Genomic DNA, 19,741 nt, shown 5'->3' on the forward strand with positions numbered 1-19,741 from the left:
TTACCACATTGGGTAAAGTGGTGACCTAAACGTTATTAGCTCGTCGCTCCTCAAATAACTTCCTGCCAAGTACGTGCATATCTTTCCCTGGCAACTGCCCGTGGACAAGCCAGTCACCCTTTTCACTTCTTCGACGCTTTTGTATCCCCGAAGGCGGGCTTTTTCTAAGTCGTGAAAGGTAACGTCCTCGCACTCGCAAACGTAGCCTCCACGGCTAAACAAATATGGGGAATCCCTGCTTTCCCAAGCCCCCGAGTAAAAGTTAAGCAAGTGCGTTTCCCTCTCCTTTAGCTCCGACTTAAGTTGGTCTAGGTATCTGTCATCTAAGAGCACCTTTGAGCTCAAGAAGGAGACTTCGTAGTCCGAAATTCCCCTGCTTCCCCCGGACACCGCGATCTCGTGGCCTGCTGACCCAGCGTAGTCGTGCTCCGGCAGGTAGACGTGAGAGAAAGGGTAAAACTTGTACCTTACGCCAAGGTTACTCATCAGCTCAATCCTTGGTTGTTTTATCACCGCAAATACTACGGCGTCCACTTCCTCGTTTATCCCGTTAGAGTAGACAACTAGCTTCTTCCCTTTTCTCTTTAATTGAAGAGTGTCGACCTGGATCACCTCTACTCCCATTTCCTTGGCCCTTTCTCTCCAGTACTTGGAAAAGCTCTCTATCCCCCTCTTGACCAAGACCTTTCCTCCAGAAACCATCGCGGTTCTTAACGCGTCGTCTGAGGAGCCCACGACTACTACTCTTTTAAGCTTACTCCTGAGCCTCAAGTAAAGGTTTCTGGAAATAACGCCGGGAAGGTCATTACCATTGAATATCGGTGGAATATACCTTCCACCATTGGATATAATTACCCTCTTGGCGTTCACTACGAGGAGTTTGTTGCCCGTCTTTACGACTATTCCTTCCTCAAATCTCCCCAGAACTACTCCTCTAATTACCTTCTCCTCGGAGCTTTTTGCTATTTCCTTTAACTTCTTGACGAGAGAGCTGTCAGCTAGGGGGTCAAAGAACACTTGGTCGTTGAGGTCCGTGGCCACAACTATTGAGTTACTCAGTCCTTCAAGAGCGGAAAGCCCTGAGACCCCTCCCCCTATTATTAACGTATCCAAGGAGATTTTTTCAACTATGCTCTCTCCTACTGGAGCGTAGTGGGAAGGAAGATTAAGGAGGCCTGGAACGAACTTGAGCAGGAAAGGAGCCTTTTTTAGAATTCCACTATGGATCAAGTCATTACTGAACGGAAAGTAAAGCGAGGAGAAGCCCCACTCGAGGTTCTCACAAGCGCTCCTCCTTTTTCCCCCTTCAACAACCTCAGTGTAAGGCAGGCCGTATTCGCAGTCCTTTGGGGACCTACACCGCCTATGCCTCTTACTCCTTATACATGTCATCTTAAGGCTTCAATGATAGGTTTGCCGTCTAGCTTATTATAATTTACATCAAAAAGCCTCAAGATAGTAGGTACAATGTCTACGATCTTCGCGTTAACCTTCTTACCCCTTGCTATTCCCTTTCCGTATAGTATGACTACGCCGTACATGTCGTCCTTCCTGTAGTAACCGTGGTCTCCGCTGGCGTTCTTGTATGGGACTACGTCTTCTATTTCCTTATCCTTCTCAACGTTTGAGCTCATGGCGTAGTAGCTAGCCACTGTTAATTCTATGTCCCCCTCCCTATCGTCGGCGGGGACTTGTTTCTCGTATATCATAGGGAATATCTTCTCATTGGTTACTGGATCTACGTAGTTCTCGAGGTTTCTAACTATGTAATTTATGAGCTTTGGGAACTCTTCCCTGCTCACTATCCCTAGTTCTTCCCTGTCCCTTAAGTTAACCCTTATGATCCCTCCACCAGCGTAATAAGCCTTGGTCTTTCTCCAGTCTATCCTGCCGTTGGACACCTTAAGAACGTTAATCCTTTCCAAGATCTTGTTCACGTAGACCCTCTTTTTAACCTTCTCGATCCCGTGATCGGAAGCGACTATCATGACGTCGGGGAGGTCTATCAAGGATTTAACGAACTTCCCAGCATGCTTATACGCTTGGTAGACGTAATCAAAGGCTTTACCGTTGTCTATTCCATAGAAAAGGTGCTGAAAGTTGTCGACTGTGGGCAAATACGTTATTGCAAAGTCCCACTCAACTCGTCGGAGAAGGAAATTGGAGTAGTCGAAGAAGAAATTGTAGGAGAGCTCAGCGGTCTTCAAGTACTCCTCTAAAGTTATGGCTCCCTTGCTCAGCGACCTGTAGTCTCCGTCAAGCAACATGCCCGTCCTCTTAGACACCTTTTCCCATACCTCCTGCAGGAGATCGTCCCTGTTCCCCCACTTTGTTAAGAAACTAGGTGGCGTCACATATACGTCGTTCTCCCTAAAGTGGAAGAACGATAGTCCCTTGAAGCTCTTCTCGTTACATAAAGCGGAGAACTCTGTTGGACCCACCCACTCACCTTGCTTCCCCTTCACTTCTGTCTTGCCCTCAGAAGTGTCAATGGTTACCTTAAACTCCTCCCCCTCTTTCTCCACTTTCCACTTTCCTCCTAGAACTTCGCTCTCTCCTGTTTTGAGGAGAAATCCTTCACTGCACTTTCCAAGCTTTGACTTGTATGGGTCAAAGAGCACAGTGTTCTGGTTCTTCCATTTGTCGGGCAATGCTTGTGGAGAGGAGGTGACTAGAGTCTTAAGTCCCCTCTTGGAAAGGATGTTCCATATAGGCTCCGCGATTAACGTGTTGCTGTTGTAGGCGGTTAGGGGACTAGAGATCTTTCTTCCCTTCACAAATACCTTAGTGCTTACCACGCCGTTGTTCTTAGGGTAAAGTCCAGTTGCCATTGAAGCCAGAGCAACTGGAGTAATAGAAGGGTAAGTGCTTTCCAAGGGCCCATAGCATCCCCCTTCCACTAACTCCTTGAACTCGTCCAAGGAGTAGACGAACTTCTCAAAGAGGTGAAAGGCCATTCCGTCAACTATCGTTAATAAGACTTTCAAAAAATCCACCTTTACTTCAACTTGTCGTGAAGCTCTCTGTCCAATTTACTTGGCCTTATAAGGTTTATGTGGTTCCTCTTTACGTTACCCTTCCTGTCAAAGCTTATCGCGAACTCGTAAACTCCGTGAGTGCCTTGGAACTCTCCAAATGCGTCGTACCTCTCATCGTTAAAGTTTTGGACGTACTTTACGTCGAGGCTCTCTTCAACAAAGTTGGGATCTTCCTTTTTTAATATCTTCACGAGTATGTCTTTAACGTCTTCCATCATTTTTCACCTAGTGTTTTAATTATACCCTCGAAATCGTGTTCGTTGCTCTCTATAAATGTAATGTCAGGCCTTAAAGAGCTGAGGGTTTTTGAGGTCATTGGACCTATACTAACAACTTTAATCTCATTAGTTAAAAAACTAGCTACCGTTTTAGCTATTTCCGAGCTTGTTATGGCGACAACTTCCACCTCCCTATTTCTCAGGACTCTTTCCGCTTTTCTCAAGTTCTCCTCTAGGGGCTCTACGTCGTAATCGTAGATTTCCTCGTACTTAATTGAACTTGAAAGGATATTCCTCATGCACGGCGTAGCCTTCCTGCTTCTAAACGCCGCAACTGATTTCACACCACTTTGTAATATAAGGCGAGCCAGGTGAACACTATCGTACTCCTCAGGGTGGACCGAAAAGAAGCCCTTTAAAGCTATTAGCCCATGTGTGGACTTGCCAATTGCAAATATTTTCTTATCCTTAACCTTATCCCAGTCCTTGAAACATTCCACCGAGTTCTTACTCGTAAACGCTACTCCTTCAAATGGAGTTAGGTCCACACGGTATTCTAAACACCTAACTCGAAAAAGTGGGACATGGACGACCTCGATTCCGTGCATCCTTAGCCTTTCCAGCTCAATGGAGGGACTAAAGAACAAGACCCTCGTTCTTCATCTCCCCCAAGACCTTTTTGCCCAACTCGAGTCCAGCCTCTTTAGGTGGCTTATTTGTGGAGATTTCAACGGTTATTTTTCTTTTGCCGTCACTTACACTCATAATTCCAACGAGCGAGTCCCCCTCTTTTCTGAAAAGCACGCCTACGGGAGAGTGGCAACCTCCACCCACTATCTGAGAGGCTACCCTTTCAGCCATGGCTTCTTCAAAGGTCTTGCTGTCGTTGAGTTCCTTTATTTCCTTGACCATTAGGTTCTTTTTCCCTACTACAGCTATGATACCTTGGTTCACCTCCGGAGTGAAGTCGTAGGGGCTAAGCCTATGGTAGACAACGTCGGCCTTTAACCTCAATATGGAGGCCTCCGCTACAACTATAGCGTCGTACTCTCCGCTCTGCAGTTTCCTAATCCTTGTATCTATGTTACCTCTGAGGTCCTTTACGTTTATGTCTTCTCTCAAGAACTTAGCGAAGTTTTTCCTCCTAACGCTACTCGTACCTATTACCGAGCCTCTACCTAACTCGTAAATGTCGTGTTTCCCGACGATAACGTCGAAGGGGGGATCCCTTTTGATGGTAGCGAGGATTTCAAGACCGTTGTCGAGGGATGAGGTCAAGTCCTTCATGCTGTGCACTGCTAAATCGGCCTTGCCTGCAACTATATATTCGTTAACTTCCTTCTCGAATACGCCTTTACCCAGTTTGCTTAGAGGTTCAGTTGCAAACATGTCAGCCCTTGTCTTGACGCCTACAAACTCCGTCTCTATTCCTAGCTCGTTTAGTTTTCTCTCTACGACGCTAACTTGAATCCTGCTCAGCGTAGACGTTCTGGCTGCTATTCTGAGCTTCATCTTATTTCACTTAGCGCCTTCTTAATTTTGTCCAAGGCCTCGTTGACTACTTCCTCCGTGTGGGCACTGGAAGTAAATACGGACTCGAACTGGCTCGGAGGGAAGAAAACGCCCCTATCCAGCAAGGCCTTCTGGAACTCGATGTATTTTCCCTTATTCGCCTTTCTGGCGTCGTCGGCGTTCTCGACGCTCTTGACTCCGAAGAATATTTGGAACATGCTCTTCACGGAGTTCACTACGTGGTCAAGCGGGGTCTTGTCGAGTTCCTCGCTTATTTCCTTTGCTGCCTTGTTGGCAATTTCATAGGCCTTTTCCTTTTCCAGCTCTTCTATCGTGGCTATCCCCGCAACCATTGAGATGGGGTTGGCATTGAAGGTACCCGCATTAAACACCTTCCCAGAGGGTGTGAGGTTTTCCATGATTTCTCTTTTACCTCCAAAGGCCCCTATGGGAAATCCTCCGCCAATAATTTTGCCAAGGGTAGTTAGGTCTGGGTACACGGTATAGTAGTTCTGCGCCCCTCCAAGTCCTACCCTAAACCCGGTTATTACCTCGTCGAAAATGAGCAGGGTATTATACGTCCTAGTCAATTCCCTTAACCCTTCTAGGAAGCTCTGGTTTGCCGGGATTACTCCCATGTTTCCCATGATAGGCTCAACTATTACTGCTGCGACGTCCTCGTTTTTGAGGTGTTTTTCGACGCACTCGAGTTGGTTGTAGGGACACACTATTACTGTCTTGAGGACGTTCTTTGGGATCCCATCAGAATCGGGGACGCTGAATTCGGTTGCTGCGCTCCCAGCGCTAGCGAGAACGTAGTCGTGAGCCCCATGGTAGTTTCCGTCGAACTTGATTATTTTCTCCCTCTTGGTGAATCCTCTAGCTAGCCTAATGGCGTTCATAGTAGCTTCCGTTCCACTGTTGACGAAGCGTATTTTCTCGATAGTGTGCATGTGTGATGAGATCTTCCTAGCCAGTTCTATCTCTGCCCTTGAAGGGGTTCCATAGAGCCAGCCTTTCTCAATTTGTTCAATTACTTTTTCCTTCACTCTGATGGGGGAGTGACCCAATATGAGAGGTCCGTAACCTAGCACGAAGTCAATGAGCTTCCTGCCGTCCTCTGTGATTAGGAAGGCCCCCCTTCCCTCCTTAGTGTAGAAGGGAAAAGGCTTAACGGCTGCCCTTACGGGCGAGTTCACTCCTCCTGGAAATAGCTCTAAGGCATTCTTCCACAGTTCCGAGCTCAAAACGGCAACCCCTCTCTCAGCCATCTGGCTATATCGTTAGCGTAGTATGTCAAAATGAGGTCCGCGCCGGCCCTCCTAATTGCCGTCGTTACTTCCAGCACAGCTGTCCTCTCGTCGATCCAGCCATTTATTACTGCAGCCTTTATCATTGAGTATTCCCCGCTGACGTGATATGCAGCTAACGGGTACTCTGGGTAGTTCTCCTTGACTAGCCTTATTACGTCCAAGTAGGTGTGGGCAGGCTTCACCATTAGTATGTCTGCTCCCTCGTTGATGTCCAGCTCCACCTCCTTTAAGCCCTCGTAGGCGTTCCTAGGATCCATCTGGTACGTCTTCCTGTCTCCAAAGGCAGGTTTTGAATACGCAGCATCCCTAAAGGGCGAGTAAAAGGTGGAAGCGTACTTTACGCTATACGACATGATGAGGACGTTGGTGAACCCCGATTCGTCAAGTGTCTTCCTTATCGCCCCAACAACGCCGTCCATCATGCTTGAGGGCGCAATCACGTCGGCCCCAGCCTCAGCTTGTGACACAGCTATCCTAGCGTGGACTTTCAGACTTTCGTCGTTATCCACGTAGTATGAGTTGTTGTGCGCTTTTACCATACCGCAGTGTCCGTGCGTAGTGTACTCGTCTGTGCATTCGTCTGTAATTACGATTACTCTGTCAGAGAACGTCTCCTTTATGAGCCTCACCGACCTTTGTATTACTCCGTTCTTGTCGTAGGCGGAGCTAGCTACGTCGTCCTTATACGCCGGAATTCCGAAAAGGATCACAGCTCTTATCCCGTTATCGTAACTGTCCTCCACGAACTTTATTAGCTTGTCATTAGGGGGATACCTAAATACTCCCGGCATGCTTTCAATTTTCTCGGGTTCCGATATGTTCTCCTTTACGAATATGGGTAGAATGAGGTTTTTCTCAGAAAGGGAGGTCTCGGCAACAAGGTCCCTAATTAGTTTGTTGCCCCTTAACCTCCTCGGTCTTAACGTCGGGAAGCTTACCATTATTAAATAGTTCGAGTATGAAGTTAATGTAGTTTATGTCGTTGTTCTCTAGAGCGAGCCTTATCTTCATTAACAACGGCGAGAATATCTTCTTTATCATGGAGTTAGTCATGGCGTTGAGGATTTCTTCCTTGTTATTGTCGTTTAACTTCTTGATGGCCCTTTGGACTTCCTCCTCCCTTATTTCCTCTATCTTGCCCATTAGCTCGGAAATGAGCTCGTTATACACCAGGTTCTCGTAGTCCTTTACGAACTCCTTTAGACTATTCTTGATTATTTCCTTGGCCACTTCAATATCCTTTTTCCTTTGCTCCAAGTACTTACTCGATAGCTGTTGAAGGTCTTCCAGAGTTATTACGTTGTTTCCCTTAAATACGGGGGGCGAAGAGAGGTCGAACAACAAGTTGTTACCGTTAACTTCTACAGACGAGGGGTAGTATATTGCAGAAAAGACCACGTCAAAGTTTCCAATTACCGAGAAGTCGAGTCCACCGTACGCGTATCCGTACTTTTCCGCAATTTCCTTAGCCCTCTCCACTGTACGATTTAATATCGTCACGTTCTTAGCCCCTTCCTTGTTTAGCATGAAGGTGAGCTTCCTTGCCATCTCACCCGCGCCTATTACGCATATTTTCCTCTCAGACAAGTCGCCTAGTTTAACCTTTGCTAGCTCTATGGCTAACGAGTAAACCCCAACCTTTCCTTTGGATATGTTAGTGGAAAGTCTGACTCTCCTTCCCACCTTAATTGCCCTATCCAAGAGCACCTCTACGTGTTTTCCAGCTATGTTGATCCTCCTCGCGTTCTGTAGAGCTAGCTTAATTTGACTCAGAATCTCGTATTCCCCAATCGATAAGGAGTCTATCCCAGCGGAAACTTCGAAAAGATGAGCAACTGCGTCTATTCCCTTTAAGACAACAGCATCGTCGCTAATTTTCCTCGTGTGCACGTGGTCAAGGTATCCCAACAACTTCTTTACCTCATCGGGGTGCTTCGTGTACAAGTACAGCTCTATCCTATTGCAAGTCTGAAGAAGCGCCATTTCTCCGTTGAAGTGTCTGGAAAGATCCTTGATTTCCTCCTCCTTAAGGTAGTGGTCTGCAAGCTTCTGGATTCCAATCGTCTTGTAGGTGTAAATTATGGCGTAATACCTCTCGTTTATTTCATTTTCCAGTATGTTCATTTACTATCTCCTCCGCCCTACTTCTCGCGTTTAATATATCTTTATTTTTTATGAAATTTTCGAATTTTTCGTCATTAAATATTTCGTGATATAAAGTATATCTTACTGCTGGGTCATTTATTTTTTTCTTTAGCTCCCGTTTGATCTCGTACATCAGTTCTACGTACGTCTTAATTGTGGGATCGTTCAAGACGTTCTCCATAATTTTCTCCATTACGTACTTGGAAACGGTACTTGACTTCCCGTACGTGGTTACGGCTATTCCAATGTCCTCGTCTTCGTAGAATATCGGCATAATGAAGGAGGAGATCTCAGGGTCGTTGGGGTCGTTACACAGTTTACCTAGCTTCTTGGCCATGAGACAAATACTCCTGTTCAGCTGCGGATCACCAGTAGCAAGGAAAATTATGTCGAACTGCCTTAGGAAGTCCTCCTTGATGTCCCTGGCATTCCCCTTTATTAACTTTAGGTTTGACTCCTTGAGTTCCTTCGAGAACTCAAGGCTAAATACGGTGACGTTAGGGGTGTAAGCAGAAAGCTTCAAAGCCCTCTTTGTCCCCACGAATCCCCCGCCAATGACAAGGACTTTGAGATCGTTGAGATTTAGAAACACTGGGAAGTAGTGTAAAGACACAAGATATTAGTAATTGCGGATAACATATAAACCTAATTATAATCACATTTTAACGGTTTAGAACCACTGGTCCAACCCCGTTTGTCTAGAAAAGCCCTTAGCCTCCTTCATAGCCTTCTTGAGCCTGTCCAACCCGTTCCTTACCCTCTCCTCGTTAAAGTTGTGCTCGTTTACGAGAATTGCTATTACCTCTTCGTCGTTAGGTGACCCTATTTCCAACGGTTCTGAAGGAGTTGTAACTTCTGGCTTCATGAAGAGTTCCCTTATCTTTTCTACGTCGAAGGTGATCTCCTTTTTTGGTATCTCCCCAGCCTCTACGGCCTTCTCTATCTTTCCGTACTTCTTTATGAGCTTGTAGGCGGTCTTAGGGCCTACCCCCTTTATTCCCTCGGGGTCGTAGTCTGTGCCTATTAGGATAGCTATATCGATTAACTGCTCCCTCGTTATCCCAAGTTTCTTCAGAACTTGGTCTAAATCAATCCTCTCGGGCCTTACCTCAACGTAGACGTCTTTGTTTGGTAGCTTTCTTTTTCCCGTAACAGTCAAGTTCCTAATCAAGGTCTTTGCGCCAAAGAGAAGGGAATCGTAGTCTTGACTGGCTGAGGCGTAAGTCAATCCTTGAGCGTTTAGGTAGGCTGACTCGGCCTCACCTTCCGACGGGGCTTGAACAATGGGAATTCCCATAGCTTTAAGTAGTTTTTTACCCTCATCTGCCATCTGATTAGTTAGCCTAGTGGACATCTGCGAGTACTTCCTCATCTCCGTTACCTTTCCTTCCTCCTTTGCCTTCTCCAGTTTCCTCTCTGCCTCCTCCTTAATTTGTCTCCTCCTCTCCAGTTCCTCTGCCTTTAACTCTGGGGGTTTCCCGTCGAATACGTAAATAGGTATGATTCCTTCCTCAACAAGGTTTATAGTCCTGTAAAAGACACCGCTTAGGTGACTCGTAATCCTTCCCTGGGAGTCCATTAGTGGTGTCCCGTCAGGTTGTCTTATAGCGGTCAAGAACTGGTAGAGGGCGTTGTATGCGTCAACGCTGACCTTCTTTCCCCTAAGTTCTGACAGCGAGATCTCCTTTTTTACGTCCTCTATTAGATCGGAGAGATCTACGCCTATTCCTTTTCACCTATATAAGTTATCATTCTGGTGTTCTCCCTAATTAACGATACTGATATGTACCCCCTTATCTCTAAGGCCATTAATGCCTTTAAGAAGTCGGAAAACGAAAAATCGTAATTTACTTCCCTCTTGATCTCGGAGAACAGATCTTCGTCCTTTATAGGTCCCTCAAGTTTCCTGACTCGCTCTAGGACTATGTAGTTAAGGGGGAGCTGTCTCCACATTGTACGCTCACGCAAAGGTGCTAGGCTTTATGGCCTGCTTTGGTAATTGCTGCCTTGCCTTCTCCACCCAGCTCTGATAGAACCTTATCATGTCAGGCGTCACAGATGGCTTCACCTTCCTCATTGCCTCCTCTAAGTGTCTCATCTCTATCTTTATGCTAGATCCGCTCATGCACTCTTTCATCTTAAGATCTCTGCAGTCCCTGTCATCACTTGGGCAGAGCTCGCTTACTTTGGTTATGCACCCTCTCATCCCTTCTCTAACCGCAATCATAGCAGCTTCCCTTACTATGGCAGCAAGGTCTGCACCAGTGTAACCCTCAGTCTTCTCAGATATCTCCTCTAGGTTAACGTCGTCATTTAGAGCCACCTTTCTTGTGTGTACCCTTAATATTTCGTACCTAGCCTGCTTGTCTGGGGGTGGGACGTAAATTAGTTTTTCGAACCTTCCTGGCCTCAATAGGGCGGGGTCTAGGATGTCCGGCCTGTTGGTGGCTGCTATTATGATGACGTTGTCCAACTTCTCTATCCCGTCCATTTCAGCCAACATTTGGTTTACTAATCTCTCAGTGACTCCAGTGTCACTGGATATACCCCTCATCGGAGCTATTGCGTCTATTTCGTCGAAGAAGATCACAGCTGGCGCGTACATCCTCGCCTTCCTGAATATCTCCCTTATTGCCTTCTCGCTCTCCCCAACCCACTTGGAGAGCACCTCTGGTCCCTTCACCGCTATGAAGTTGGCGCCGCTCTCAGTTGCCACAGCCTTAGCCAGCATAGTCTTACCGGTGCCAGGCGGGCCGAAGAGGAGTATGCCCTTGGGCGGTTCAATGCCAGCAGTCTCGTAGTACTCCTGGAACTTTAGCGGGTATTCTGCCACTTCCCTCAGCTCTTCCTTGATATCGTCCAAACCTCCTATGTCGTTCCATCTTACCTCGGGAACTTCTATGTAGATCTCTCTGAAGCCGCTGGGGACTATCTCCTTATGGGCCTTCAGGAAGTCCTCCATTTTCACTTCCATTTGCTCTAGGATCTCTGGCGGTATCTTGTCCTGGCTAATGTCTATCATTGGCAGGTACCTCCTTAGGGCTATCATAGCGGCTTCTCTAACAAGGGCAGAAAGGTCGGCACCAGTGTAGCCGTGGGTTATGTCAGCTATCCTCTCCAAGTCCACGTCCTTGGCCAGGGGCATGTTCCTGGTGTGTATCTGCAGTATCTCAAGCCTACCCTGCTTATCTGGAAGTGGGATCTCTATTTCCCTGTCAAACCTGCCCGGCCTCCTCAGTGCTGGATCTACTGCATTTGGCCTATTGGTTGCAGCAATAACAATTACATTACCTCTGTTTTCCAGGCCGTCCATTAACGTCAGTAGCTGTGCCACCACCCTCCTCTCTACTTCTCCTATTACTTCGTCTCTCTTGGGGGCTATGGCATCTATCTCGTCTATGAATATTATCGCGGGTGCGTGCTTCTTCGCATCGTCGAATATCTCCCTTAGCCTCTGCTCGCTCTCGCCGTAGAACTTACTCATTATCTCTGGGCCGTTTATGGAAGTGAAATACGCTTCAGTCTCGTTGGCAACTGCCTTAGCAAGTAGTGTCTTGCCCACGCCAGGAGGGCCGTATAGTAATATCCCCTTAGGTGGTTCTATTCCAAGCCTCTTGAAGAGCTCTGGATGCCTCAAGGGAAGCTCCACGAGTTCCCTGATCTTCTGTATTACGTTCTTCATTCCGCCTATGTCTTCATAAGTTACCCTTGGGTACCTGCTCTGCTCTATGGGTTTGTCGCTTATAGTTATGCTAGTCTCGTCTGTGATCATTACCACTCCAGGGGGCCTAACTTGGACTACAGTGAAGGGTATAGCTTGACCGAGCACTGGGATTAGTACTGTGTCTCCTTCCACAAATGGGAACTCCTTCAGTTTTTTCTTCACGTAGGCCACGAACCCTGGATCCACGGTGATGGAGAAGTTGGAGGGGGCGAGCTTGATGGACGTGGCCGTCTTAACGTTGGCTTTCCTTACTATGACCTTATCACCTATGGACACGCCAGCGTTCTTCCTGGTTATCCCGTCCATCCTTATGATGTCCTTTTCTCCTGTCATGTCCTCTGGTGCTAACGGCCACGCTATGGCTGCAGTTTTCCTCTGTCCTTCTATCTCCACTACGTCGCCTGGGCTAACGTCAATAGACGCCATTATGTCAGTGTCAATTCTGACTCTCCCTCTACCTACGTCCTTTTGCCTAGCCTCGAGGACCTTAAGCACTACTTCGCGTCTTTGATTAGGTTGTGACTGAAAACTAGCACTCAACTCTTATCTCCACTAAAACATATTAAAATAGGGATATAAAGAGATTAACTTTACCTCGCGTAACCTCGATTTAAAAACCCAACCTCGTCATTCCAACGACTTCAGCGTGGCTAACTCCTTCAACTTGGGACGCTATGCTCTCCAGCTCGTCAGTCCCTCCCTCGCTCTGTTCTGACATCTGTATGTACAAGATCAAAGCGTTTATACCGAACGCGATTGGCTCGGTCTCTTTCCTAATCAACTTATAGCCTTGTGGTAGTTTCTTCGTTACTTCCTCAGATACCTTGTTTAGGTCCACTTCGTCCCCTTCAGGGTACACCTTTAACACAACCAGCATGTCTGCCATGTTTTCCACCTCAAGGACCGGTAAACCCACACTTCGGGCAAGTGTACTCCACGCCTTGCAACCTACAGTACTTGTCCCTCTGTATAAGGACTTCTCCGCAGTTGGGGCAATAGAACTCGACGCCCTTTTCCCTTGGATGAATGAGCCTACCGCAGCTGGAACACACGGGAGGCACAATCTCCTCTTTTAGGCTAAGCTTCACTGACATTTCGCAATCCCTTTTATTAACCACTCTAATTAGTTTATAAATGTATCAGATTTGAAGATGGTCGTAATGGTCAGGAGCGACTTAAAGCTGGGCAAAGGTAAGATAGCTGCCCAAGTAGCTCACGCCGCAGTGACCCTAGTCTTGGAGATAATTGAGGGAAAGAACGAGAAGTGGAAGGAATGGCTCTTTAGGTGGATAGAGGAAGGGCAACCAAAGATAGTAGTCAAAGTGGACTCATTTGCTCAGCTTAACGAAAGGTTACAGAGGGCTAGAGCAAAGGGGTTACCCACAACGATCATTATGGACGCTGGGAAAACTCAAGTAGAGCCAGGAACCATTACGTGCGGAGGGATAGGTCCTGCAGAGGACTCGCTAGTCGACGAGATCACCGGTGACCTGAAATTACTTTAGACCCCCTTGACCTAGCTATAGGCATAGAACGACTTTATCACGATTGGGAAAAGATAGACGTGGAAATCCCAAGGCCTGAGGGCTTTAAGGTCGTAGAGAAGATAGGGGAAATACCAGCCACCGAGTGGAGGGGTAGAGAACAGGGAAGGTACGCCTTCTTCCTCCTTGAAAAGGTAAATAGAGACCACTTTTCCGTTTTGAACGAGCTGGAGAGAGTTCTCGGTAGCAAGGTAAGGTACCTGGGAATAAAGGACGCCAACGCTATAACTTACCAATTGGTCTACGTAAAGGCGCCATCAAAGGTCACGGAATATGTAGGTGAGGGGTTCAAGATAACGCTCAGGGGGTACTACGACGGTAAGGTGTCCCACGGAGGCAACGAGTTTACCATAAGGCTAGTTAGTGATAAGCTGGCTGAAATAGAGGAAAGGGTCAAGGAAATTACGAAGGATCCCTACGTGCCGAACTTTATAGGCTACCAGAGGTTCGGCACCAGAAGGCCAATAACCCACGTTGTGGGGTACTACCTCCTAAGGAGGGACTGGTGTAACGCTCTCTTCCACATCCTGGGCAGGCCCTTTTACTCAGAGTCCGAGACAATGAGAAAAGCCAGGAAATTGGTGGACGAGGGGCGCCTAGAAGAGGCCTTAAAGGAACTCCCAGGGAAGTTTAAGCAGGAGAGGGTTCTCCTTAAGAATTACTTGAGGAAAGTGGACTGCTATTCTGCCCTCAAAAGCTCCCTAATTCCCTTGTCCTTTTACGTCGAGGCATTCCAGTCATACCTCTTCAATAAATACCTTTCGAGGAAAATGGACGAGGTAAAACGAGATAAGGAAACCTACTTGACCCTCCCGGTTGAACCAAGTAAGTGCGACGACGTATGTAGGGAAGTATTACAGGAAGAAGGAATATGCCTTGCTGAGTTTAAAGTCCCGGAACTTAAGGTAAATCTGAGGGAACTAACGAGAAAAGCCTTTGTTAAGGTAAGGAATATTAGGTTTCAGGATGGGACACTTACCTTTGAGATAGAGAGGGGTGCATATGCTACAATAGTTTTAAAGGAGTTACTTAACGCAGATCCTCTAAAAATAACTTGAGGAAAAAGAACAGATCGCCTTTATTTAGAAGTTTATGGAACTAGCCTCTTCTTGTCCCTGGGGAACAGCGATATTTCCTTTACGCTCTGTAGCCCGGTGAACATCAGCATAAGCCTCTGTAGGCCCATCCCAAAACCCGCGTGCGGGGGCATCCCGTAGTCGAACCACTTTAGGAAGTACTCGAAGTTAACAGGGTTCAACCCCCTGGCCTTCAGCTCCTCCTCTAGAACTTCCCTCCTGTAGTTCCTAGTGCTCCCAGAAACTAGTTCTAGCCACCTGAAGATTAGGTCAAAGCTTTCGCTCAAGTTAGGGTCCGAGTCCTTCCTCTTAGTGTAGAAGGGTCTAGCACTGGCTGGCCACTCTATAATGAAGTATAGGTCTTCCCCGAGTTCTTTGTTCAGCGTCCTCAGCTCTGGGGTGCTAATGTCATCCCCAAACTTTACGTTAACTCCCTTACTCTGTAGTAACTCTATTGCGTCCTTATAAGTGATCTTCTTGATGGGATTTGAAACCTTGGGTAGCTCGTGGTTAAGGAGCTTTAGGTCTTCCTCGTTGTTCTTCTTAACGTACTCTACCATATTGACGAATATGTCCTCTATTAAGTCCATTACGTCCATGTAGTCGGCAAAGGCCATTTCCACGTCCATGCTGACGAACTCGGCAAGATGGTAAGGAGTGTCCGATTCTTCTGCCCTCCAAGCTGGGGCTATCTCAAAGACCCTCTCTACAGCCCCAGCTAGCAGTTCCTTGTAGAGCTGTGGGCTTTGGGCCAAGAAGGCCTCTTTGCCAAAGTAAATTACAGGGAACAGCTGTGCACCTCCCTCTGTGGCAGTCGCTATAATCTTGGGAGTAAAGATCTCGATAAAGCCCTTGCTGTACAGCGCCTCCCTGAACGCCTTAACCACAGAGTTTTGAATTCTGAGCACGGCTTGCATTTCTGGCCTCCTGAGGTCCAGGAGTCTTTCCTTCAGCCTCGTCTCTATGTCCGCCTTTACCTTTCCCGAGACGTCTAGGGGAAGAGGCGTCTTAGCGACGCTCAAGGGCCTTATCTCTAGGGCGTGTATCTCAACTCCGTTGGGAGCCCTCTTGTCCGCCTTAACTACTCCCTTTACGGAGATTGTTGACTCTTGGGTTAAGTCCTTGGCTACTTGGAAAGCTTGTGAGTTCCTGTCTACTACCACTTGGCCTATGCCGGACTTGTCCCTCAAAAGTATGAACTTCTTACCTCCTAGATCCCTTATTAGGTGTACCCATCCAGCTACGACGACTTCCTTTTCGTTGAGGGTTGGGGTCAAGTCGGAAATAAAGTGGGTCTTTAGCATTTACTCAACCCTTATCTTCACTCTTGTGTCGTGGATCTTTGATAAAGCTGTCTCTAGATCTGGAGCGTCAGCTGGGAGGAGCCTCTTCTCCGCCTTCGATATCCTAATTACATACTGCATAGAACCGTCAGGCAACCAAACCGTGTTGACGCCCAAGACCCTCGCTGGGGACAGGAGCTGAATGGCGCTGTTTTTTATGTTGCTAGTCTTCTCGATTATCCTCACTTTCATTTCTAGCTTCTCCTGAAGGGCCTTAGCTACCTTAATCCACTTCTGGATTGTCATTGAGGGGCCTCCGCTGACCAGCAAAATCAAAAGGTTGTCTACCTTTATTGCCTTATAGTAGGTAGCGTCCTTTAGCTCCTTAAACTGGGTCTCCTCCAGCTCCAACAGAGTCCTCATGATGTCTATCTCAGAGGGATCCACTTGCCCGCTGTCAACTAAGCTCTGGCACCTGTTACAAAGAAGACCGCTTTTTACACACAAATAATCCAAAGGAATTTTCATTCTGGTTCCACCACTCCCTCTTACCGCAATATTTATGAACTAGTCAGATATATAAGTAGTGGGTTAAAAATGCCTCTTACTGATCCCGTTAAGTTGCAGATAGTACAACAACGCGTGTTCATAAAGAAGGTGTGCAGGAACTGCGGTGCCTTAAATTCAATTAGGGCCACCAAGTGTAGGAGATGTCACAGCACAAATCTGAGGCCTAAGAAGAAGGAGTTACCAACAAAGAAGGCCTGAAGACTTTTTTAGACCTTTATTCCAACTGAAGACAGCCTATCTCTTATGCTCTTTGAGTTTTCCTCGAAAAGGTCTATGTGGGACTTTAAGTACTCTTTATCGATGCTTAGCTTTCCCTCGCCTATTAGGTAAACTACGGTTTTTAATTCGTCCTCGTCCTCCTCCCTAAATGCGTTAGCCTTCAAGAGCAAATAGTCCTCTAGCCTTATTACCTTAAAGTAGTCCTTTCCGATTTTCATCTCCTCGCTACTGTCTAGGATCTCCTTGGGTACGTAAAAGTCATGTAAGTTCTCGTAAAAGTCGATTTGGAGCTGTTGATCGTCAACGGGAGCAATTATTCTAGGGGTGTCTAAGGGCGTTGTCCCGTAGTTCCATCCCCGTTCCAATGCGAATTCCCTTATCTTGTCTTCCTCTGCAAGAACGCTGATTTCCAAGGGGAAGAGGTCAACGTCGCTCTCCGTTCCTTTCCTCTTTAGCAGGAGGTCGACAACTGTATCCCCGATTATAACGAAATCGGTCAACTGCTTTACCTCAGAAAGTACCTTGTCCACATCGTTGAAGCTTATCAACTAGCTCACATGCATCATGCGTGCAAATACTTTATATTTTTTAGCTGACAATAATCTCTTGCTGGGGTGGCCGAGCGGTCTAAGGCGGCACTGCCCATCGGTAGCGCTAAGGGCCGCAGTGGGTTTGCAGAAACCCGTTATCTCGCGGGTTCGAATCCCGCCCCCAGCTCCTTTTAAGTTTAAAAGACCTTCTCTTAATATATCTTGAGGAGATTTGAGTCAGCCCAAGAGGAAGGAGGAAACAGTTGGCAGAGAGATGACAGGAGACGAGGCCCTAGCCTACGTTATTAAGGAGATAGGAGTAACGAAGGTGTTCACAACTACTTCTCTTCCCGAGTTCTTGGCAGAGAGGTTCAAGCAGTACGGTATCTCCCTAGACGTTAGCTTGTCCCCGAGGGAGGCCCTCCTTGGCGCTTACACTTACGCCATGGAGAACAACACCATAGGCACAGTCGTCCAAATCCCTGGAACTCCCTTACTTGAGGGAACCAGCGTTATAGCTCAAGCGTTCAGCGACTCCGTCCCTCTCCTCATAGTATCCTCAATTAGGTCGTACAGGGACGTTGGGAAGTCGAGGATAGGGGAGCTTAGGACAAACGACGACATGTCGTCAATGCTAGCGCCAATAACCAAGATTAGGGAAAGGGCAGTTAGCATTGAGGAGGTCACAGTTAACGTGGAGAAGTGCTATAAGGAAGCCTTAAGCAACAGACCAAGGCCTGCGTACGTGGAAATAGCGGAGGATCTGTTTAAGCTGAAGGCCTATCCCTTGTCGCCAGCTGAGCAGAAGCCCGAGAAGAAGACGCCGGACAAGACTACGGTTGCTAAGGTAGCGGAGGTCCTAGCTAACTCCAAGTCACCGGTAATTATAGCGGGTTACGGAGTCATATCAGGCTGGGCCACTAGGGAGCTAGTGGAACTGGCAGAGCTCCTGAAGGCGCCTGTTATTACAACAATTAGGGCAAAGGGTGCCATACCAGCCTCTAACCCCCTCTTTGCGGGAGAGGGCCTAGGGGTTTTCGGCACGGACGTAGCCAATAAGCTGTTGAGTGAAGCCGACGCCATTCTCATAGTAGGTTCTAGGCTGACCCAGTTATCCACAGGAGGTTGGTCGATGAAATTCAAGGGGTTTATAATGCACAACAACATAGACGGGGAGGACATAGGAAAGGTCGTAATGCCCCAACAACCGATAGTGGCTGACGCCGGACTATTCCTGAAAGAGCTTCTTACGTTGCTTAAGCAGAAAAACCTCCAGCGTAGCGACGAGGCAATTAAGACCATAATGGTTAACAAGAAGACTCCCACGTTGAGGGGCCACGGAGGTATATGGCCCTACGACGTAGTAAGGCTATTACAGCAGTTCGAGTTCGACAAGGTGTTCGTAGACCTCTCGGCGGTTACCTTAGATTCCATAAGGCTACCAGTCAACGGCCCGATATGGTTCACCAGCGAGTCGATCATAGAGAAAGGCATAGGAGTTATGGGGGTACTTCAGTCCAGCTCCAACTCCCTGGGGATGGTTGACATAGAGACCGTGTACAGGAATTTGGGTGCTATAATGAGCAGGAGAAAAAGCGCCAAGGGAACCATAGTAATATTCAATGACGAGGGGGCCACGTATCTGGACTCCTCTAAGTCTGACATGCCAACAATAGGAAAGAGTAGCCGTAGGTTTGACATTGACAAAGAGCTAGAGTCGCTGGGAGCAGTAACGGTTGAGACGTACTCCCAGTTGAAGGACGCTCTAAAGAACAGAGACGTAAATAGGCTAAACGTAATAAACGTCAAAATAGACCCTGAGTACGAGTCAGTGGTGCTTTTTAGGTCTTCTTAACCTTTTTCTGTTCAACATAAACCTGCTAGTCGCTATAACCCCCACGGCCCCAGAGAGCTCCAGTATGTCAAGGAAACTGCTTGGTCCAGTAAGGACGTCTATTATTATTTCCCTTGCCAAGAAGGAGACAGTTGCGTCAAGGACGTAAATTAAGCTCCTCCCCCTTCCCTCAAAAAAGTCGACAACACTTAGGTACACCTCAATGAATACTACCACTAGGAGAGAGTTCTCGAGGATGGCGAAGGCCAACGCCAATGGCCCCTGAGAGAACGACAATACCGAGGACGCTATTGTGTACCCAATGACCGCAACTAAACCTACCAATAGTAGTACTTGAAGTACAACAGACGTTACTTTTAGGACAAGCTTGTTTGGGGGAAACCTCCTAAAATTAAACTTCATCACTAGCTTAAGGAACTTGAAATAGTTAACTTCTTCGTTAGCTTGAACGCAATGGACTTTACTAGGGAAGCAGATCATCGAAGACTAACGACATAGCGATAAATAAGAAGACAAACCTCCCTTGGCGGGGTTTAAGGTTTTAACATGAAAACGATTTCCTTTTATGGCGCTTCCTTTGGTGAACTAAAGATGAGGAGCCCCGATTACTCCCGCAATTCCGGAAGCGTCAAAACCGCAGTTGTGAGGCTCTTCCCTAGTGGTCATCAAAAGAGGAAATTGAGGAAGTTGGCGGACGTGACTGAAAAGCTGTGG

General features: G+C 47.3%; 22 protein-coding genes and 1 tRNA gene. 5 read left to right on the forward strand and 18 right to left on the reverse strand.

Going from position 1 to position 19,741, the window contains the following annotated elements:
- The 14 genes from MPF33_09615 to MPF33_09680 all read right to left on the reverse strand — a co-directional run bounded on the left by MPF33_09615 (position 1) and on the right by MPF33_09680 (position 13,044).
- Positions 1-1,392: a (2Fe-2S)-binding protein gene (locus MPF33_09615; protein MCI2415479.1), complete on the reverse strand. Its 1,392-nt coding sequence runs from the start codon at positions 1,390-1,392 to the stop codon at positions 1-3.
- Entirely contained in the window at positions 1,389-2,996 is a 1,608-nt protein-coding gene (locus tag MPF33_09620) for an alkaline phosphatase family protein (GenBank protein MCI2415480.1), read from the reverse strand. Before MPF33_09620 ends, MPF33_09615 begins: the two co-directional genes overlap by 4 nt.
- 2 nt (positions 2,997-2,998) lie before the next feature.
- A complete protein-coding gene (locus MPF33_09625; protein MCI2415481.1) occupies positions 2,999-3,253 on the reverse strand; it encodes a hypothetical protein in 255 nt (84 codons plus the stop codon).
- Positions 3,253-3,864 carry a uroporphyrinogen-III synthase gene (locus MPF33_09630; protein ID MCI2415482.1) on the reverse strand — a complete coding sequence of 204 codons (612 nt, stop codon included), beginning with the start codon at positions 3,862-3,864 and terminating at the stop codon, positions 3,253-3,255. The genes MPF33_09625 and MPF33_09630 overlap by 1 nt, the downstream gene beginning before the upstream one ends.
- Before the next feature lie 28 nt (positions 3,865-3,892).
- A complete protein-coding gene (hemC, locus tag MPF33_09635) occupies positions 3,893-4,768 on the reverse strand; it encodes a hydroxymethylbilane synthase (GenBank protein MCI2415483.1) in 876 nt (291 codons plus the stop codon).
- Positions 4,765-6,039 carry a glutamate-1-semialdehyde 2,1-aminomutase gene (hemL, locus tag MPF33_09640; protein MCI2415484.1) on the reverse strand — a complete coding sequence of 425 codons (1,275 nt, stop codon included), beginning with the start codon at positions 6,037-6,039 and terminating at the stop codon, positions 4,765-4,767. Before hemL ends, hemC begins: the two co-directional genes overlap by 4 nt.
- Positions 6,012-7,022 carry a porphobilinogen synthase gene (gene hemB / locus MPF33_09645; protein MCI2415485.1) on the reverse strand — a complete coding sequence of 337 codons (1,011 nt, stop codon included), beginning with the start codon at positions 7,020-7,022 and terminating at the stop codon, positions 6,012-6,014. The genes hemL and hemB overlap by 28 nt, the downstream gene beginning before the upstream one ends.
- Positions 6,967-8,205: a glutamyl-tRNA reductase gene (locus MPF33_09650; protein MCI2415486.1), complete on the reverse strand. Its 1,239-nt coding sequence runs from the start codon at positions 8,203-8,205 to the stop codon at positions 6,967-6,969. Before MPF33_09650 ends, hemB begins: the two co-directional genes overlap by 56 nt.
- The gene (locus tag MPF33_09655; GenBank protein ID MCI2415487.1) at positions 8,186-8,839 is read right to left on the reverse strand and encodes a bifunctional precorrin-2 dehydrogenase/sirohydrochlorin ferrochelatase; all 654 of its coding nucleotides are present in this window, start codon (positions 8,837-8,839) and stop codon (positions 8,186-8,188) included. Before MPF33_09655 ends, MPF33_09650 begins: the two co-directional genes overlap by 20 nt.
- Positions 8,840-8,896: 57 nt before the next feature.
- On the reverse strand, positions 8,897-9,952 hold the full coding sequence (fen, locus tag MPF33_09660; GenBank protein ID MCI2415488.1) for a flap endonuclease-1: 1,056 nt from the start codon (positions 9,950-9,952) through the stop codon (positions 8,897-8,899).
- Positions 9,949-10,179: a hypothetical protein gene (locus MPF33_09665; protein ID MCI2415489.1), complete on the reverse strand. Its 231-nt coding sequence runs from the start codon at positions 10,177-10,179 to the stop codon at positions 9,949-9,951. The genes fen and MPF33_09665 overlap by 4 nt, the downstream gene beginning before the upstream one ends.
- A 7-nt stretch (positions 10,180-10,186) precedes the next feature.
- A complete protein-coding gene (locus tag MPF33_09670; GenBank protein MCI2415490.1) occupies positions 10,187-12,490 on the reverse strand; it encodes a CDC48 family AAA ATPase in 2,304 nt (767 codons plus the stop codon).
- A gap of 70 nt (positions 12,491-12,560) precedes the next feature.
- A complete protein-coding gene (locus MPF33_09675; GenBank protein ID MCI2415491.1) occupies positions 12,561-12,836 on the reverse strand; it encodes an elongation factor 1-beta in 276 nt (91 codons plus the stop codon).
- Positions 12,837-12,846: 10 nt separating this feature from the next.
- Positions 12,847-13,044: a zinc finger domain-containing protein gene (locus MPF33_09680; GenBank protein ID MCI2415492.1), complete on the reverse strand. Its 198-nt coding sequence runs from the start codon at positions 13,042-13,044 to the stop codon at positions 12,847-12,849.
- Positions 13,045-13,101: 57 nt separating this feature from the next.
- Here MPF33_09680 and pth2 point away from each other — a divergent pair, with 57 nt between their 5' ends.
- Together pth2 and MPF33_09690 are read left to right on the forward strand one after the other, a co-directional pair.
- Complete coding sequence (gene pth2, locus MPF33_09685; GenBank protein ID MCI2415493.1) at positions 13,102-13,455, forward strand: peptidyl-tRNA hydrolase Pth2; 354 nt, start codon at positions 13,102-13,104, stop codon at positions 13,453-13,455.
- Between the two features lie 59 nt (positions 13,456-13,514).
- On the forward strand, positions 13,515-14,552 hold the full coding sequence (locus MPF33_09690; protein MCI2415494.1) for a tRNA pseudouridine(13) synthase TruD: 1,038 nt from the start codon (positions 13,515-13,517) through the stop codon (positions 14,550-14,552).
- Between the two features lie 32 nt (positions 14,553-14,584).
- Here MPF33_09690 and aspS read toward each other — a convergent pair whose 3' ends face one another.
- A complete protein-coding gene (aspS, locus tag MPF33_09695) occupies positions 14,585-15,874 on the reverse strand; it encodes an aspartate--tRNA(Asn) ligase (protein ID MCI2415495.1) in 1,290 nt (429 codons plus the stop codon).
- The gene (locus MPF33_09700; GenBank protein ID MCI2415496.1) at positions 15,875-16,381 is read right to left on the reverse strand and encodes a transcription elongation factor NusA; all 507 of its coding nucleotides are present in this window, start codon (positions 16,379-16,381) and stop codon (positions 15,875-15,877) included.
- A 69-nt stretch (positions 16,382-16,450) separates the two neighbouring features.
- On the opposite strand from MPF33_09700, the gene MPF33_09705 reads away from it, so the two are divergent.
- Complete coding sequence (locus MPF33_09705) at positions 16,451-16,621, forward strand: 50S ribosomal protein L40e (GenBank protein ID MCI2415497.1); 171 nt, start codon at positions 16,451-16,453, stop codon at positions 16,619-16,621.
- 8 nt (positions 16,622-16,629) lie between these two features.
- Here the strand turns inward: MPF33_09705 and MPF33_09710 are convergent, their stop codons facing one another.
- Entirely contained in the window at positions 16,630-17,190 is a 561-nt protein-coding gene (locus MPF33_09710) for a nucleotidyltransferase (protein ID MCI2415498.1), read from the reverse strand.
- 60 nt (positions 17,191-17,250) lie between these two features.
- On the opposite strand from MPF33_09710, the gene MPF33_09715 reads away from it, so the two are divergent.
- Positions 17,251-17,359: transfer RNA gene (locus tag MPF33_09715), tRNA-Cys, on the forward strand.
- 45 nt (positions 17,360-17,404) lie between these two features.
- A complete protein-coding gene (locus MPF33_09720) occupies positions 17,405-19,027 on the forward strand; it encodes a thiamine pyrophosphate-binding protein (protein ID MCI2415499.1) in 1,623 nt (540 codons plus the stop codon).
- Here the strand turns inward: MPF33_09720 and MPF33_09725 are convergent.
- The gene (locus MPF33_09725) at positions 19,001-19,429 is read right to left on the reverse strand and encodes a phosphate-starvation-inducible PsiE family protein (GenBank protein ID MCI2415500.1); all 429 of its coding nucleotides are present in this window, start codon (positions 19,427-19,429) and stop codon (positions 19,001-19,003) included. The two genes, MPF33_09720 and MPF33_09725, sit on opposite strands and share 27 nt — an antisense overlap.
- Positions 19,430-19,741 lie beyond the last annotated feature (312 nt).

The organism is Candidatus Aramenus sp. CH1, assembly GCA_022678445.1.
Classification (GTDB): Archaea; Thermoproteota; Thermoprotei_A; order Sulfolobales; family Sulfolobaceae; genus Aramenus.